The sequence below is a fragment of the Arthrobacter sp. zg-Y1143 genome (genome assembly GCF_030125565.1).
Classification (GTDB): domain Bacteria; phylum Actinomycetota; class Actinomycetes; order Actinomycetales; family Micrococcaceae; genus Arthrobacter_B.
On sequence record NZ_JASKLW010000010.1, the window covers coordinates 13,915 to 31,111 of the forward strand.

The window sequence follows — 17,197 nt, forward strand, 5'->3', positions numbered from 1 at the left end:
AAGCCCGTGCCGGTAACTAGACCGGAGCGACCGTGAAGCTGCGGTCGCCGAAAAAGACCGTGCTGCCGGGCGGAGCCAGGACCGGACGGCCCGGTTCGAGTTCCTCGCGCAGCCCCTGGACGGTTACGACGGCGCTTCCGTTAGTTGAGTTGCGGTCAGTCACCCAGATGCCGTTCGGGTCGGCCTGCAGATGCAGATGCGTCTTGGATACCGAACGGCCCATATCGGCAAAGTCGAGCAGTTGATCAGCCGTCTCCTGCGGCTTGGGGCCCGGATTGCGGCCCAGCAGGGCGGTGCCCGTGATGACCGAGGAGTTGCCGTCATCAAAGCGGATCCTGATGCCGGCGGAACGGCGGCGACGGGCCACCCGGGTCATTTCCAGTTCCTCGTCCGGATGCACTCCCGGCGGGGCGGGTACCGGCGCGGCTACGGGCGCCGGCACGGGCACCGACTGGAACGGCATACTCCGTGCGGCCGGGGGTGCCGGGACGGCCTGGGCCGCGGGCGCCTGGAACTGTTGCGCCTGGTACTGCGGCGCCTGGGACTGCGGTGCCGCGACGGGGGCAGCCTGGAACTGGGGTGTGGCAGCCTGGTGCCGGCCTTGGGCCGGCTGTGCGGCGGCGGTGAAACCGGGAACGGACGTCATCGGGCCCGGCCCCGGGACAGCGGTGGATGCAAGGGGACCAGCCGACGCAAGGGAACCGGCCGGACTGGTCCGCCCCGCCCCGGCGGCTGTATGGAGCCCGCCGGTCAGCAGCGGATCCCGGCCTGCCCGGACGTCCACCACCAGGGTCCGGGCCACTTTGTCGTGCCATCCCTGCCGCTGGCTGTTCCGGTCCCAGAGGTTGGAGAGGAGCAGCACCACGGGGCCGGCCACGGTGATGCCTGACAGGGCCAGGAGCACGTTGCGCAAGAGGACAGGTATCAGGCCCGGCGCCCGTCCGTCTTCACTGGTGGTCCGGATGCCCAAGGCCAGGTTCCCGGGGGTTTTCCCGGTTCCGGCTTCCCAGATCCACAGCCATAGGGCAAAGCCGCCCGCGAGTGCTCCTCCGGCGGCGAAACCGACAGGTAGTGCGTCACGGCCGGGCATGGCCAGTGACAACAGCAGCGGAGCTGCCGCCAGCAAGGCGGCAACCGGCAGTGCGTCGAGGATTTTCGCTCCCAGCCGTTGTGCTGCTGTGGCGTTGACGAGATTCGGGCTTGGGGGCATCTAGCTGTTCCTTGTCATTCCGCGGGCCGCTGTTCGGCTCACCGGGGAAACCATCCCGGGGACTGGAGCTGCTGCGGCGCGCACCGGGGCCTGCCGCCCCGTGGCCGGTTCCGGCCGCTCGGCGAGCTGGTCCAGCAACGGCAGGTCCGCCGAGGTCACCAGCTGTGAGGTCACTGCGTGTTCCACGAGGCGGGCACGGCGGTTCGACGCCGGTTTGCCTTCCTCTCCGCGCAGTCCCGCCACGCCTACGCGGGCCAGTTTGTCGCACACATTGTCCAGTTTCCGGTTGAACCGGGTTTGCGACCAGCCAAGGCGGCGGGCCGCTTCGGCAGAGGTGGGCAGGGCACTGTAGCCGGTGCCGTCGCGCCGCAGCAACGGCTCGGCCAGGGCGACCATCACCGCTTTCTGGGTCTCAGTGAACAGCACCGGGCCAATGGTGGTTTCCCCGCCGTCGCCGACGCTGAGCGGATCCTGCCGGAACGTGGGTGTCTTGAGGTGCACATCGAACTCGTAGGTGGTGGACCCGGCACTGAAAATGACCCGTGTCTGTTCAAAGACCACCGGCATCCTGGCGCCGGGAGCTAGCCAGGCCTGCATGCCTCCGCCGGAATCGGCGATGGTGGCCGAGATCCGGCTTCCGATGTTGGTGAGCCACCAGATGCCGTTGTCCTTGGCAACGCTGAGGAACTTGCGGTGCAGGTAGGGGTTGTCGTCAATGGCGAGGTCACCCTCCCGGCCAATGCTGAACGTTCCGCCTTCTTCCGGCTCGTACCATTCGCCGCAGTACTCTATGCCAAGCTCCCCCATGCTTTTCCCCCTCATCCGGTTGCCCGGCTGTCCGGACGGTTCCCCCATGGTCCCGTTCCGCCCCTCATTGTCCATGCCTGCACACCCCATTCTCACTGCGGCGCGCAGAAGGCCACCGGAGCGGAAGACTTCCCGTTGTTCCGTGCCACCTGCACCTCGATGCAGGTTTGCGGCCCCGCCGCCGGCACCTCGGCCTGCGCCTCGGAGGTGCGCACCAGGTCTCCCTTAGCCGTGGCGCTGACCGTCCGCCAGAGGTAAATGTCGCCGTCCTGCGGTGCCGGGTTCTCCCATCCGAACACGACCGAGTCCCCGGTGGCCGACGCCGTCAGCGATTCCGGCGGCAATACCGTGCCCTCGCTTCCGGCAAGCGCGTCCCGGGCCGACTCCGACGGTGTAGGCAGCGCACTTTTCGGTTCCGCACCCGGCAGGAGCAGGGCAGCAGCCACAATGCCGACGGCTGCAGCCGCTGCTGCCACCGCTGTGATGCGCAGGGCCTTGCTCCTGCGCCGCGGAGGAGCCTCGGGCCATTGCAAAGGAACCGGGTGTGCTGCCTCCCCGTTGGCTCCAGCCAGGTCTGAACGCAGCACGGTTCCCTCAGTGACTGAAGGATGGTGGGCTGCCGGCTGCCGGGGTGCCGGCCCGCCCGAATTTGTCCCCTGGACCGGTACCGGAGGCTGCGGGGCCTGCCGCTCGCGCACGGACGGGCGCTGCAGCGGGGCACGCCGGGGCGGGGCGGTAGTGCCGGGGTCAATCGAGACCACACGGCGGATGCGTGTGCGGTCCTCTTCTTCCCCGCTCTCTTCTGCCTGATCGGGCTCGGCCAGCACTTCGAACGGCGTGTTGGCGAGGTTCAGTTCGCTTTGGATCCGCTGCAGCGCCAACCCGAAGGCATAGGCCGAGGAAAACCGGGACTCCGGAGCCTTGGCCATGGCCGTGGCCAGGGCAAGTTCCAGCGATTCCGGGACGTCGGCCCTGCCGGTGGGGCGCAGCGGCTGGCTGTTGATCCGGTCGATCAACTCCCGTTGGGTATTGCCAAGGCCGGGCACCACAAACGGGGATCGGGCCGCCAGCAGGGTGTAGAGGGTTGCACCCAGTGCCCACACGTCCACCCGGATGCCGTCCGCACGCCCGCCGGCCAGCGCTTCGGGCGGCGACCAGGGAATGGACAGGCCCAGGTCCTCGTCCTCTGCCCCTTCGGTGGTCCCGGAAATACCGAAGTCCGTCAGCGCGGGGCGGTTGTAGTCCGTGGTGAGGATATTGGCCGGTTTAATGTCGCGGTGGGCAATGCCGGCGCGGTGGGCGGTTTCCACGGCGGAAGCCACCTGGATCCCCAGCGTCAGTACCTCCGCCACCGGCAGTCCGCCCTGGCGGTAGCGGATATCCAGGCTCGGCCGGGAGCAGTACTCCATGGCCAGGTAGGAATGGCCGTCGTCGGTGATGTCCGCTTCGTAGATGGTGACGATGTAGGGGTGGGAAGACAGCTGTGCCATGAGGTTCGCTTCGGCTTCGAAGCTGCGTCTGGCACTGTCCGTTCGCAGGTCCGAAAGCAGTACCTTCACGGCAACCCGGCGCCGGGGATGGTCCTGCTCGTAAAGGTATACATCGGCAAAGCCGCCCGAACCGAGATGCCGGAGGTAGCGGTAGCCGGAAATTTCCGGAGGTGGTGCGGGAGCCCGTTTTTTGTTCACGCCAGGCCCTCGAACCGCACCCAGACGCCGTCGCCGAGCTCCGCCACGTCACCGTCGAGCACAATCACGGCCTCGCCCTGGCCTAGCCGGTGCGGCAGCTGGCCCTCACGGACCATGACGGTCCCGTTGGTGGAGTTCAGGTCACGCAGCATAACGTGCCAGCCCTCCAGGCGGATCTCGGCATGGGAGCGTGAAATGTCGCCGCCGCTGCTGGGCACCTGCACCATGCGCGGCATCACCGATCCCGGTGTCCGGGCCACTGAAGGCTGCCGGCCAATCACCATGTTCTTGTCCAGCGGTTCCACCTGCCCGGTGGAAAACACTGCCGTGCCCAGGGACGGACGGGACAGCGGCTGCGGGTCCTCGCCAAGCGGCTGGCCGCAAAGGACGCATACAGACCGGGTGGGAGGGTTGGCGTGCCCGGAGGGGCAGGTGCGGGCCAGCACCGTGGGAGCCGTGTTCGGGCGGCCGTCCGGCGCCGGCGGAGGCAAAACCTTGGCGAGGTCGCTGCTCATGATCGTGTCGCCGTCGTGGTCCAGGTCGGCGTCGTCCAGGTCCAGTACGTCCAGGCCGGTGGCAGCCGCGGGAACCGACGGGGCAGGGGCCGGCGGTGCAGAGACGGGGGCAGGGGCCGGCGGTGCAGGAGCGGGGGCCGGTTTGGGCGCTGCCGGCGCGGCTGCGGCAGCGCCGTTGCGGAGCCAGGGCACGGAATCGATGAGCTGCCCGGCCGGCGACGCCGAGGCGGCCGTCTGCAGGGAGGCGGTCGACTGCAGGGTGTCCCCGGGGTCCACCGTTTCCGCCGGCACCTCGGTCTCCTCGGGCGGGCGGACGGTCAGTCCGAGGTCAGGGTTTTCCGCCTCTGCAGCTTCCGGGGTCCGCGGAGCTTCCCGGTGACGGCCGGGCTCACGAACGTCGGATTCGGGGGCATGTCCGGCCGAAACCGCCGGGTCCGGCGGAACGGGCGCAGCCGCCACAGCTACAGGCTCAGTTGCAGCAGGCGGAGCCGCCACAACGACAGGCGCAGCCTCAACAGGCGCCGTTTCGCCGGGTTCCCCCGCTCCGGGCATACTCCTGCCGGGAGCTTCGGCCCGAGGGTCGGCATCCTGCGTTGAATCGAACTCCAGCACCGAAACCAGCGCTATCCCGCTTTCCAGCGGCAGCAGCATTCCTGCCCCCGGCGCTCCGGCGACGGCAGGAGCGGTGACGCGCATGGTGAATCGACCGGGTCCGGTCAGGACGCGTTCACTCCACGTGGTGACGAATTCACCGGACGCTGCCGGTTCGCTGTGACCGGCCTGCTGCAGTTCCAGCGGACCGCGCAGCAACACGTGCCGGCGCTCTCCCAGGGAAAGGACCCCGAAGGCGGGCATGTCCGCCAGGTTGGTGCCCAGTCCGCCCGAGACTGCGGAAAACACACGGTCCAAAGCGGGCTTCGTGCCGAGCAGGGACCAGATCTCCTGCACACGGTCCTCGCCGGTATCCGGGGGCAGCAGGCACAGGAGGGAGTCCTGCACCAGGCAGATCCAGGTGCCGGATCGGTAGCGGAGCCCCTCCATCAGGTTGCGGCCCTTCCCTGTTCGGCATTGCTTTCAGCTGCGCGGGCCGCGCCGTCGGGGCTGACGGCCGTTGCACCGTGCCGCGGCGACGTGACCTGTTCTTCCAGGGACACTCCCGGCAGCGTGATGGCGGCTGATTCGTGGCCGTCAGGACCGCCTTCGGTATCCACAACCAAAACGCTGATGTTGTCCCGTCCGCCTGAACGCAGGGCTGCCTGTACCAGTGCGGCGCAGGCGTCCTGCGGGTTGCTCACGGATGTCAGGATCTGCAGGATGTGCCCGTCGGCAACCTCGCCGGTCAGGCCATCGGAGCAGACCATGAGCCGGTCTCCCGGTTCCACCGGAATCAACCAGAAATCGGCCTCGGCGTCGTTGCCCGTGCCTAGGGCGCGGGTCACCACATGCCGGCGGGGATGGACCAGTGCCTCGTCGGCGGTGATCTGGCCCAGGTCCACCAGTTCCTGGACTTCGCTGTGGTCCACGGTGATCTGTTCCAGCACGCCGTGGCTGAGCCGGTACGTACGGGAATCCCCCACGTTGAATACCAGCCAGTACGGGTTGCCCGCCTCACGGACTAGGACGGCGCCGGTCAGCGTAGTGCCGGCCCGTCCGCCGGTGGCTTCGCGGATGCGGTGGTCCGCTTCCTGCAACAGTGCCTCGAGCTGCTCGGCGGAAACCTCCGGCAGGTGCCTGCCCACTATCTCGGAGTCCCCCAAGGTGCGGACACAGATGCTGCTCGCCACCTCCCCCGCCTCGTGGCCGCCCATGCCGTCGGCAATGGCGAAGATGGGATCTGCGGCAATCAGCGAGTCCTCATTGAGTTCCCGCCGGAGTCCGCGGTCGGAGGCGTAGCCGAACACAGCATGCAGATCGGTATCCGGGGATGTCGTTTCGTCGGAGTTCATTCACGCCCTATCCGGAAGTATCACTAAAGTGATCTGGCTTACTAGTTCTCCCCCATACCCTAACCGACGGCAGCGCCCATCGGCCCGGGCTCAAGCGGCGGGTCCGCATCCGGGCATCCAGCAGCAGGGACCGCAGGGAATACCTTGCCCGCTGCCGCCGCCAGAAGCCTACCGACCCGGTCATGGCACCCAGCTGTTCCTCCACCTGCTTCCAGTACTCCTCGACCTCTTCCTCGGAAGGCTCTCCGGGGCCGAAAATGCCGGCGTCGGCACGGCGTGCCAACAGGACGGTGGAGTCGGCTGCCGCCGGGAACGAGTCCTGCAGCAGGGCGGCGTGCTCACGCCGGGTGGCACGGCTGGGCGGCTTGGCGCCGAGGTCCGTTGCCATGCTCACCACCTCGTTCCAGCCGCCACCGACCCGCCGCGACGGCGGGCCGGTACGGCGCCGCTTCCGGCGCCGTCGAAGCTTGACCAGCAGGATCAGCAGCAGGGGACCGAAAAGGATGACGAGCGGCAGCGAAGCCAGCCCAACTAAACGCAGCCAGTAGCGGAAGGTGGCCCAGAAGTCTTCCTGCTGCTCCTCGGGTTCCTGCGCGTCCGCGTTGGTGTCCGGCGGCAGCTCGGCCGGTTCCTGCGGCGGAGGCGGCGGCTGCAGCACCTGGGGCTTGGGCGTGGACTTGGGCTGCTGCTGCGGTGGGACGGGCTCGTTGTCCTCGTCGGGGGTCGGGAAGAACGGCACCCAGCCCACGTGCTCAAACTCCACTTCCACCCATGCGTGCACGTCATCGCCGGTAATCTCCAAGGGTGCGGACGGATCGTCCACCTCCTCCCAGTCCGGATAAAAACCCATCACCACACGCGCCGGGATGCCCAGCTTGCGTGCCATCAGGGCCATGGCGACGGCGTACTGCTCGTCGTCACCCACCATCTGGTCCGCGTCCATCAGGGTCTGCAGACGGGCGGCTCCGTGTCCGGGCAGGGACGGTGTTTCCCCTTCCTTGCCGTTGCTGAAGTAACCTTCGGACGCCAGGATCTGCTGGAGCCGGCGCACCCGCTGGACCGGGCGGGCTTCGTCGCCCACATAGTCGGCGGCTTTGGACCCCAGTACGGGCGGGTCGTTGAAGACCCGTGGAAGCTGCGTGCCGGAGAAGCGGTACTGCGCCAGCTGCGCGTCGTCGGGCTCGTCCGGCAGCAGCACGTTGGCTTCGTAGGAATCCCCGGGCTGCAGCTGGGCCACCGTCAACGCCGTGCCGGAGGTTTCGCTGTAGTACAGGCCGGAAGCCAACTCCGCTGCCCGCTCCCCGTTCACCTGGAAACCGGTTGCCAGGCCTGCGGCCGGCACCCAGACCCCGCGGTACTCGCCCACCGTAATCTTGAGGTGCGCTTCCGTGCCTTCGCCGCCGGTCTGGACCAGGTCGGATCGGGCGTCACCGACCCGGGTGAAGTTTCCGTCCGTGCCCGGGTCAACGCTGTACACCACGCCGTCGTAAGCGTCTAGGGCGGCCAAGCGGATCCGCTGGCCTTCGGGAAGGCCTTCCACTGTAAAGAGGGTGGTATCCGGTTCATCCTTGACGTACCGCCGGAAGTCCGTGAGCGGGCTGGGATAGTCAAAGAGGTCAACGGGAGGCTCGACGACGTCGCGCAGCACCTTGCGCCCGTCGCCCTGGTCCAGCAGCGGGGCCACGCCTACGGAGGCGGCAAGGGCCACCGCAAGCACTGCCGCCCCGAAGCCCAGACGCCGGGCGCGGGCGGCCCGGGCCGCTCCCGACACCTGCTCCGGACCCTCGCGCAGGATGCGCCGGGAGGCGTCCGTCGGAGCTGCGGCACCGGTCCGCGCCGGGCTCTGCAGGGTAACGGTCTCCACGCTCCCGCGGCGAAGCTCGCGCCGGTAGGCCAGCCAGGGCATCAGCAGGCCGATCAGCAGAGCGCCGCGGATTCCCGGCAGCGGGGCCTGGTCCGTGCCCAGGGCAATGCCAGCAGTGAAGAGCAGCACCACCGGCAGCAGCACCCAGTACTGCCGCTTGGCACGCCAGGCCAGCACTCCGGAGACCAGGGCGCAGGCAAAGGCCAGCAGGAAGGGAACCACCAGCATCCCGGCGGCTGAACCGACCGGCGGAGCAATGGTCAGCAGGTCCTTCCAGGAGAACACCACGCCCAGCACGATCACCCGGACGGAGGCGAAGGAAGGGAGAATTCCGGCCAGCGCCTCCCGGGGAGCCGCAAAGGCACTCCCCAGCAGTACGTATGCTGCGGCTGCGGCGCCGGTGGTCGCCCAGAATCCCCAGCGGAGCCGGGCAGAAGTTTCCGCGAGTCCAAGCCCGAGCAGGATGCCGCCCAAACCGGCAACCAGGAACCGGGGATCCCATCCGAAGGTGGGGCCGAAGCCGAGCACCCCGAGGGACAGCATGGCGGTGAGCAGCGCCCAGTCCGCCAGCCGCGGCAGCAGGGCGTTCGGCCTGGGGCCGGTGAGTCCGGCACTCATGCCACGGCCTTCCTCAGCACGGCCGGAAGGCCGTCAAGGTTCCCTACGTCCAGTACGGCCAGGTCGCCGATGGCGGCCAGGGCCGGTTCCAGGCCGGCGCCGCACCGCAACGCAATGCAGCGGATGCCTGGGGGAACCTTGGTGGACGCGGACCGCAGCGCCGCACCGTTGGGTTCGGTACCGGTCACCAGGAACACCACGGAAGCGTTGGGAACTGCGTCCGCCGTCGTCCTGGCCAGGTCGACTATCCCGGAGGCCCGGGCCTGCCCCTGCACTTCGGTTAGCCCGTCCAGCATGGTGCCCGGTGCCGTGCACCGGATCGGCCCGTCCTGGGAAAGCACCGATAGCGCCAACTGTTCACGGAAGGCCTGCAGCCCCAGGGAACCAGCCACGGAGACGGCCAGTTCCAAGTCATCTTCGGAGGAGTATTCGGCCGTGTTCAGGGACAGTGCCACGGCGACGTGTGAGCGCCGGGTCTCCTCGAACTGCCGCACCATCAGGGTGCCTGTCCTGGCCGTTGTTTTCCAGTGGATATGCCGGCGGTCGTCTCCGGGGACGTAAGCCCGCAGGGCATGGAACGCGACGTCGGAACTGGACAGGTCCGTGGTCGGCTCCCCCTCCAGGTCGCGGATAAACCCCGTTGTTGATCCGCTGAGCGACACCGTGCGGGGATGCACGTATAGGTCCACGGGGTCCGCCCACGTGACGCGGCGGCCCATCAGCCGCAGCGGGTCCTGGCGGACGGATTCCACCGGGCCCACCACAATGACCGCGCGGCGGCGGGTGGGGATGCTGAACAGTTCTTCATGGGTCTGCCCCGGGCGCATGCGCGGCAGTTCGAAAGCAGCTGTGGCGTTGCCCACCGGCAGCTCGAAGGTCACCGGCAGCAGGGCCCGCGCCGCGGTGCTGGTGATGCTCAGGCTGCCGACCGCAGCGTCGCCCACGGCAACCCGGGTGCGGGCCAGATCCAGGTCCACGTCGTAGGACAGCCGTCCCACCACAAAGGCGGTTCCCAGTACCAGCAGGACAGCAGAGCCGACGGCGGCAACCAGGGCCTCCTGCCAGTTAAAGACCGCGCCCAGCAGCCAGAACATGGCGGTGAACCCCAAAGCCAGCCAGCCGAGCGGGCTGACGGCGGCTGCTCCTGCGCGCAGTCCTGTCGCAGCGGTTGATGCCAGGCCTCCGGTCCGGTCCAGGACCGGGCGGAGGCGGCGGGCTGCCGGGGCGAGCCTTGGTGCTGCGGCCCGCCAGTAAGCCGAGCGCTGCATGGTCCGGCGCAGGCGCAGGAAACGACGGCGCAACTGGACTGCGGCGCGCCGGCCCCGGCGGGAGCCGCGCTTGGTGATGTTGGGCATGGATCAGGCCTGCGCCTCTGCACGCTGCTGGGGTGCGGGCACATCAGCCAGCACGGACAGCAGGACTGCCTCGGGACTGGCCCCGGCAAATTCCGCTTCGGGATCCATGACCAGCCGGTGCGTCCAGACCGCCGGCGCCAGTACCTTCACGTCGTCGGGCAGGACATAGTTCCGCCCTTCGGATGCAGCCCGGATTTTTGCCACCCGGACCATGGCGAGGGCGCCGCGGACGCTGACGCCGAGCCGGGTTTCGGTAGCCGTACGGGTGGCCGAGACCAGGTGGGAAATGTATTCCAGCACTGCAGGTTCCACATGCACGGTGGTGCCCAGCTCCGCCATGTCGCGCACGGCCGTTGTGGTGATGACCGGGGTCAGGGCAAGTGACCGGTCCCGGGTGGAGGAGCCGGAAAGCAGTTCCAGCGTGGCCTCGTGGTCCGGGTAGCCAATGGAGGTCTTGATCAGGAAGCGGTCCAGCTGGGCTTCGGGCAGCCGGTACGTTCCGGCCTGTTCAATCGGGTTCTGGGTGGCGATCACCATGAACGGCCGATCCTGGGTGTAGGTTTCACCGTCCACCGTGACCCGCGATTCCTCCATGACTTCCAGCAGCGCGGACTGGGTCTTGGGCGAGGCGCGGTTGATCTCGTCGGCCAGCACGATGTTGGCGAAGATCGGCCCGCGGTGGAACTCGAACAGCTGGGTTTTCTGGTCGTAGATGGTGATGCCGGTGACATCCGAAGGCAGCAGGTCCGGAGTGAACTGGATGCGGGAGTTCGAGCCCTGCACGGTCGCCGCCAGGGACCGTGCCAGCATGGTTTTGCCGGTACCCGGGGCGTCCTCGAGCAGCACGTGCCCCTCGGCCAGCATGGCAGTGAGCACCAGCCGCACGACGTCGTTCTTGCCCAACACCGCCTGCCCTACGTTCGCAGTGAGGCGTTCAAAGGTCTCGGCAAACCATGCTGCCTGTTCTTGGGTCATTGCCATGGAATGTGTGTTCTCCAATTGTGCGTAGTGCGCGGAAATCAGTGTCTTGGGTGCTAACAGGACGGGAGGTTGTTCACCGTTGTGCCGGAGCCGTGCTGCACGTCCTTGGAATCGAGGTAGGGGGACCACATGTTGCCGACGGGCGTGGTGGGCTTCAGCAGGATCATGCCTTCCTCATCTCTCTTGCCCTTTTTCTCGATTTTGCAGACGGACTTGACTGCGGTCTCCGCCGGCACATTGCCGGCCGTTGGGGAGCAGTCCCCGCCGGAGTCCCGCCAACACGTCTGCGCGGTCGTCGTGCCGACAAAGGATGCACCGGTCTTCACGACTACGGTTACCGGCTGCCCCGGCGTACCCACGGAATTCACGGTTCTCACGTCAACGGTGTGTTCCTTGTCGATTTCATCGCCGAATGTCCATTCATCAGATGGGAACTGGGCCTTCGTCCACGGCCCTCCGTTGACCCGGACTTCCACCCTTACGGCGTCAGCGACGTCGGCACTGGGCAACGACCAGCCGACCACGCCTTCAATATGCTGCAGCGACCCGTCGCGCTTATACGTGTTTGGCAGGCCCGGGGACCCGTAGGGCGTGACCGGCGCGGACGGACCGCTGCCGGCACTCGCGTACTCTGCGCCGTTCACCGTTGTGGCGGCAGTGACCACGGCGGAGACGGGCACGCCGTTGGGGAATCCGGTCACCACCTGGCCGTCTGACACCTGGAGGGTCTTTCCGTTGTCGAAGTGAGCGGTGTAAATGATTTCAGAGGCCCGGGTGCCATTGCGTTGTTCCTTGGTCAGCGGGGCGAAGTTGATTTTGACCGATCCCCCGGCCTTGTCAGTGTTGGCCAGCGAAAGGGTGGGCGGTTGAGGCGGGTCCGGTGTGCCCGTGGCCCGGCGGGGAGCCGAAACCGGGCTTGGTTCACCCCAGCCGGAGCGGTTGTGTGCCCGCACGGCATAGGAGTAGTCCTCTTCGGAGTTGGCCACGGTTACGGTGGCCTGGGTGTCGCCGGTTCCGGCTGACGTGCTTACCTGTTTGCCGGCCTGATAAACCAGCACCTCGTACTGGTCCACCGTTGCACCGTTAGTGGGCGCAGCACTCCACTGAACCTTCAGCTGGGACTGGGTGCCCACAGGCTGGGCCGTGGTGGTGGTGGGCGTGCCGGGTGCCCCCGGAGGACCGCTGGGGGTTTCGGGCACGGAGTAGTCGCTCCAGTCCGAGGGCTGGGGCGCAGAGTTCCGGGCCTGGATCCGGACGCGGTAACTGGTACCGTTCTCCAGCCCGGCCCACACCACGGAACCGCCTGTGGCAGGAACGGCTCTCTGGCTTGTTCCGTTGGGCGGGGCAGGGGAAATCTGCAGGTCATAACCGGTGATCGGCGAACCGTCATTCCCCGGCGGTGTCCAGTTGACCTTCAGCTCCTTGTCGCCGTAGACAAGCACCGGCGGTGCGGGCCGGTCCGGCTGGGTATCCGGCCGGGCAACAGCTGAGGTGGGTGAAGGTGCCGAGGTGCCGTTGGCGTTGGTGGCTGTGACCCGGAAAACGTATTCAACGTTGTTGGTGAGCCCGGTCAGGGTGCATGTGGTGGCGGGGCAGGCCTGGGTGAAGCCGTTGTTGGCGGTCACGGTGTACCCGGTGATCGGAGATCCGTTGGCGGCGGGCGGATTCCAATTCAGCACAACGGTCCTGCTCCGGGTGGACTCGATAACCGGAGTAGCCGGTGCCGCCGGCTTTCCCTGCACCGTGAGGCGGATTTGGCCCACGGCATTACGGCCCGGTTCGCCGGTCCGGTCCCGCACGGTGTACCGCACGGTCATGTTCCCCACGAAGTCGGCTCCGGGTGTCACCACCACGGAGGACCCCTGGCGGACGGCAGTTCCGTTCCCGTCAGCTGCCACGTCCACCAGTTCCAGGGGTTTGCCGCCTTGGAAGGGGTTCACATCGTTGTCCAGTACCGGCACCGTAACTGCCCGGCCCTGCACCGCGTCCGGCACGACGTCGTCGTTGGCCACCGGCAGCGGCCGCGTCGACGCGATTACCGTCACGTCCACCCGGCCGCTGACGGGGTCTCCGCGGCCGTCGCTCACCGTGACTGCCAGCTCACCGGTGGTGCCGACGGCGGCGTCGTCCTTGGCGCTCATGTACAGGACACTGCCGTCGAGTTTTGCGTCGAAGCCCAGCGGAACCGAGCCGGCGAGACGGAACTTAAGCCTGCCGGTGTCCTCCGGATTGGGGTCCGAGGCCAACGCTGCCAGGTCCAGGGCTTTCGGTTCTTCACCCTTGGCTGTTTCCAGGGTCCCCGAACTCAACGCGGGCGGGTAGTTCTGCTCCGGCAGCGGAATCACGTTCACGAGTACCGTAAGGGTCGCTTTGAGTCCCTCCGGGTCATCCGGGCCCGCCCCGTCGGTGACTTCGAAGGTCACCGAACCCAGCCCGGAATAGTCCGGGTGGGGTGCGTAACGGAGGACAGTGGGGCTGATCAGGCGGACGCCGCCGTCTTTCGTGCCCGTGGCCTTGACCTGCTCGGCTGCCGTCACCCGGGGGCTCCTGCCGTCCCGGACCACTACCAGGTTCTTCAGGTTCAGGTCCAAGGTGCTTCCGGCCTGCACTTCCAGCGGCTCTGCCTTCCGCAGCATCGGATACTGGGTGCTCAGGCCGGGAACCCAGATGATGGCACTGGCCGAGGCGCCGTCTTCATCCTCCGCGGCATACGGAATGATCTGGGCTTCCTCGGTCAGGTCCACCCGGACCTGGTTTCCGGAGACCGAAGCGGTGGGATGGTCACCCAGAATGGTCAGGCTCATATCGTCGGCGAGCCCGTCCGGATCTTCGTCGTTTTCCAGGACCGGCACCTCGACAAAACTCTTGTCGCGGGTTTCCGCGGGATCAACAAGGTCGTCGCGGGCACGCGGGGGAAGCAGCGGCGCGTTCTCGTCCGAAACCACCGTGAGGTTACCGGTTGCCGTGCCGCCGCGGTTGTCCTTGATCCCGTAGCTGATGCTGTAGGTGCCCTGCTCCATCGGAGCGTGCAGCAGGACGCGCGACTGATCCGTCCGGGGCTCCAGCTCCGGGTCGCTGCCGCTCAGGGACGCGGTGTTGAGCGAGATGGGATCACCGTCGGGATCGGAATCATTACCGATCACATTCACTGCTGTTCCGCGGCCGGGCCGCAGGGCAACGGTGTCGTTGACAGCCACAGGCTTCTGGTTCGCCTCGGCCGCAGGGGCGATGCCCACCTGGACAGTGCCGGTGTTCTCCAGTCCCAGGCGGTCCCGGACGGTATAGGTGAACGAGTCGGTGCCGGAGGCCTGTGCCAGCGCCGTGTAGTCGATATAGTTCGGACCGGTCTGCGCCGCTCCCAAGGTGGGGGCGGTGCCCACGCCGTTCAGCACCACGGAATCCCCGTCGGAATCCAGTCCGTCCAGCGGGATCGGGATCCGGACCGTGGCTCCTGCCACCACCCGGCCTTCAACGTTCTGCGGGACGGGGGGCGTGTTTTTCTCGTCGTCCCGGGGACGTATGGTGATGCTGACTTGGGCGGAGTTTTTCTGCCCGCTGTCATCCGTCACCTCATAGATGGCGTAGACGGTTTTCGCGTTTGGACCGGCCACGAAACGGACCTTGTTTTCGGAGACGAATATCTGGCCGTCCGCCGGGTCCACCCCCTGGGGAAGCACCGGGCTGACGGCAAGTTCTCCGCCGCTGGGCGACGAGTCATTGTCCAGCACCGGAATGGTGACCACATCGCCCACGCGCACCACCGCGCTGTCAGGGCCGGCCGACGGCGGAAGAACCACTGCGGGTGCCTCCACCGGAATTACGTTGACCTCGCCCGTGGCAGTGGACATACCGTTGGAGACTGCATAACTGATGGTCATCTGCTGCTGCAGGCCGCGCTCGTCATGTATCTGCAGCAGGTGCCGGTCCAATACGGCTACGTTTACCGGTGCATCCACGGAAGCGGTCACGGACTGCACTACCAGCAGCCCGCCCGCAGGGTCGGTGTCGTTGCCCAGCACATCCACCAGCACGCTGCCGCCGCTGGGGACCAGGGCCACGTCACGCACCGCCACCGGCGCCCCCTGGCGGCCTTCAGGCTGTGCATCCACCCGGATCAGTCCGCTGGCGCTCTGCGGACCGTTGGTCACCAGGTATTCGATGTAATACGTCCCTGCTTCGGTGGGCAGGAAACCGATGGAACCGGTCTGGTAATCCGGTGTCAGGGCCAGTCCGTTCTCGCCCTCGGCCTTTGCGAGGGAGAGCTGCCCGCCAGCCGGATCCATGTCGTTTTTCAGCGGGAACAACTGGATGGGCTGGCCCACCGTCGCCGTGAAATGGTCAAAGTTCACCACCGGCGGCAGCACGCCGGAAGGGCGCACGTCAAAGGTGACGATTCCTTTGGCCTCGTCGTACCCGTCCGACACAGTGATGGGCACTTCCTTGATCCCGAGGGTCTTGCCCACGTCGCGGAAGTCGAGGAGGCCGTCGGAATTCGGCCGTACCTGGTCACCGTCTTCCGTGGGTTCGGCACTGGTCAGGACCAGGTCGTCGCCATCTGCGTCCTTCCAGTCGTTGAGGATGTTCTGGCTGACCTCTTTGCCCTGCTCCAACAGGATTTTCGTGGGCCGCCGCGGTTCCGGCGGGGTGTTGGCCTGCGCCGCAGGAACCTCGACCGTCACCGTTGCCGTGTCCCGGCCGCCGCGCCCGTCCGTAATCTCGTAGGCGAAAGTGCCCGTACCTGCCGGCGTGCCGGCAGGAATCACGATTTGCAGGGCAGCCCCGTTATAGATCGGCTGGACCGACCCCACCAGCGGCTGGTCCCCCACGACGGAGGCAGTCAGCAGGTCACCGTCGCTGTCGCTGTCATTCTCGAGCACCTGCAAGATGGTGGTGCGCCCGGCCCGGGCACCGAACCGGTCATCCGAAGCCGACGGCGGCTGGTTTTCCGTGGTCCGGTCCGGCAGGGCATTCACCGGGTTCTCGCTGGCCGCTTCCTCTTCGTCGTCGTCGGTGCTCTGCTCGGGCGGAATGACGTCGCCCCAGTTGTCCACCAACTGCATGTTTTCCAGGACCAGCCATACGCTGCCGCCGTTGACATCGTTGAGGACCACCACGTCGCGGTTCACGCGGAAGACCAGTTCGGAAGACGGGCTGAGGCCGGGGATGTCCTCGCGGGTGTCGTCGGCGTCGTTGCCGCAGTCCCGCACATGGGTTCCCGAGCCCGCCCAGGCCGCGTACACGCAGTCGCCCAACCGGACCGGGGCCGCAGCGCTGCCGCCCGAGTCCACCTTGGCAATGTCCGCATCCCCGCCGTCCAGGGGTTGGAGGACCAGTGCCTGGGATGTCGCTACGGCCACGACGTTGCTGGCGGGTCCGCTTTGCTGCAGCTTGGCGTTCTTCCCGTCCGGAAGGTCGAGGGTTTCGCCGTCAGGCAGCAGAAGGGTTCCGGTTTCCGGATTCAGGACCACGGGCTTGTTACCCACAGCGGCGATGGAGGCGTCCTCAAAGTCCTTCAACGCAGGGGCTTCGCGCCCCTCCGGCTCGCCGTATTTCCCGTCCTTATCCTTCTCAAACGTGTACAGCATGCCGTCCCGGGGCGCGGCAGCCACCACCTGGCCGTCCGAGGACACAGCCGCAATCATTCCCGGTTTGCCTTCGAGAACGGGCTCAGACCCGGACTCGCTGAAGAATCCCAGTTCTGACGCCGGGAGAATCCACAGCCGGCCCTGGGCCGGGTCGGTGATGGCCACGGTTTCGGCACCGAAGGAAAACTCGGCGGCGCCGGGAAGCTGCACTTCGGCGCCGCGGGCCACATTGGCCACGTCCACCGGGCTGGCCTTGGACTGGTCGGTGTTGAGGTTAAAAACCGTGCCGGCGTTCTGCAGCACATCGAAGTTGTCACTGTTGGCCGTGTAACCGCCGTCGAGCAGCCGGGAGGGGTAGCTCAGGTGGCCCACCATGCCCTGGGTGCGGTTGGTGACCCAAACCCCGCCGTCGTTCAGGTCCACATCGGCGCTGGCGAAGCCCGGATACAGCAGTGCCCCGGTCACCAGGCCTGCGGTGACCGCAACGACCGAGCCAACCGACAATGCCCTGCGCCGCTTGCGGCTGAGCAGACGTGCATTTCCCCCATGCGCTGCCACGATGTTTCCCCCTGGTTTTGACCTGCAGCGGAAAAGGGGTCCGGCAGCCCCCGAGAAAGGGAGCGGACAC

At 67.3% G+C, this 17,197-nt stretch carries 9 protein-coding genes; all 9 read right to left on the reverse strand.

Annotated features, from left to right (window positions below):
* Positions 1–16: 16 nt before the first annotated feature.
* On the reverse strand, positions 17–1,210 hold the full coding sequence (locus tag QNN98_RS12290; RefSeq protein ID WP_283997496.1) for an RDD family protein: 1,194 nt from the start codon (positions 1,208–1,210) through the stop codon (positions 17–19).
* Entirely contained in the window at positions 1,211–2,017 is an 807-nt protein-coding gene (locus QNN98_RS12295) for an FHA domain-containing protein (protein ID WP_283997670.1), read from the reverse strand.
* Positions 2,018–2,109: 92 nt separating this feature from the next.
* Positions 2,110–3,705 (reverse strand): serine/threonine-protein kinase, encoded by a 1,596-nt coding sequence (locus tag QNN98_RS12300; RefSeq protein ID WP_283997498.1) that lies wholly within the window; start codon positions 3,703–3,705, stop codon positions 2,110–2,112.
* Complete coding sequence (locus QNN98_RS12305; protein ID WP_283997500.1) at positions 3,702–5,261, reverse strand: FHA domain-containing protein; 1,560 nt, start codon at positions 5,259–5,261, stop codon at positions 3,702–3,704. The genes QNN98_RS12300 and QNN98_RS12305 overlap by 4 nt, the downstream gene beginning before the upstream one ends.
* A complete protein-coding gene (locus tag QNN98_RS12310) occupies positions 5,261–6,166 on the reverse strand; it encodes a PP2C family protein-serine/threonine phosphatase (RefSeq protein ID WP_283997502.1) in 906 nt (301 codons plus the stop codon). Before QNN98_RS12310 ends, QNN98_RS12305 begins: the two co-directional genes overlap by 1 nt.
* A gap of 7 nt (positions 6,167–6,173) precedes the next feature.
* Positions 6,174–8,648, reverse strand: coding sequence for a transglutaminase-like domain-containing protein (locus tag QNN98_RS12315; protein WP_283997504.1), 2,475 nt, complete (start codon positions 8,646–8,648; stop codon positions 6,174–6,176).
* A complete protein-coding gene (locus tag QNN98_RS12320; RefSeq protein WP_283997506.1) occupies positions 8,645–10,003 on the reverse strand; it encodes a DUF58 domain-containing protein in 1,359 nt (452 codons plus the stop codon). Before QNN98_RS12320 ends, QNN98_RS12315 begins: the two co-directional genes overlap by 4 nt.
* Before the next feature lie 3 nt (positions 10,004–10,006).
* Positions 10,007–10,984 (reverse strand): AAA family ATPase, encoded by a 978-nt coding sequence (locus QNN98_RS12325; RefSeq protein WP_283997508.1) that lies wholly within the window; start codon positions 10,982–10,984, stop codon positions 10,007–10,009.
* A 53-nt stretch (positions 10,985–11,037) separates the two neighbouring features.
* Positions 11,038–17,127 carry an Ig-like domain-containing protein gene (locus QNN98_RS12330; protein WP_283997510.1) on the reverse strand — a complete coding sequence of 2,030 codons (6,090 nt, stop codon included), beginning with the start codon at positions 17,125–17,127 and terminating at the stop codon, positions 11,038–11,040.
* Between the last annotated feature and the right edge of the window lie 70 nt (positions 17,128–17,197).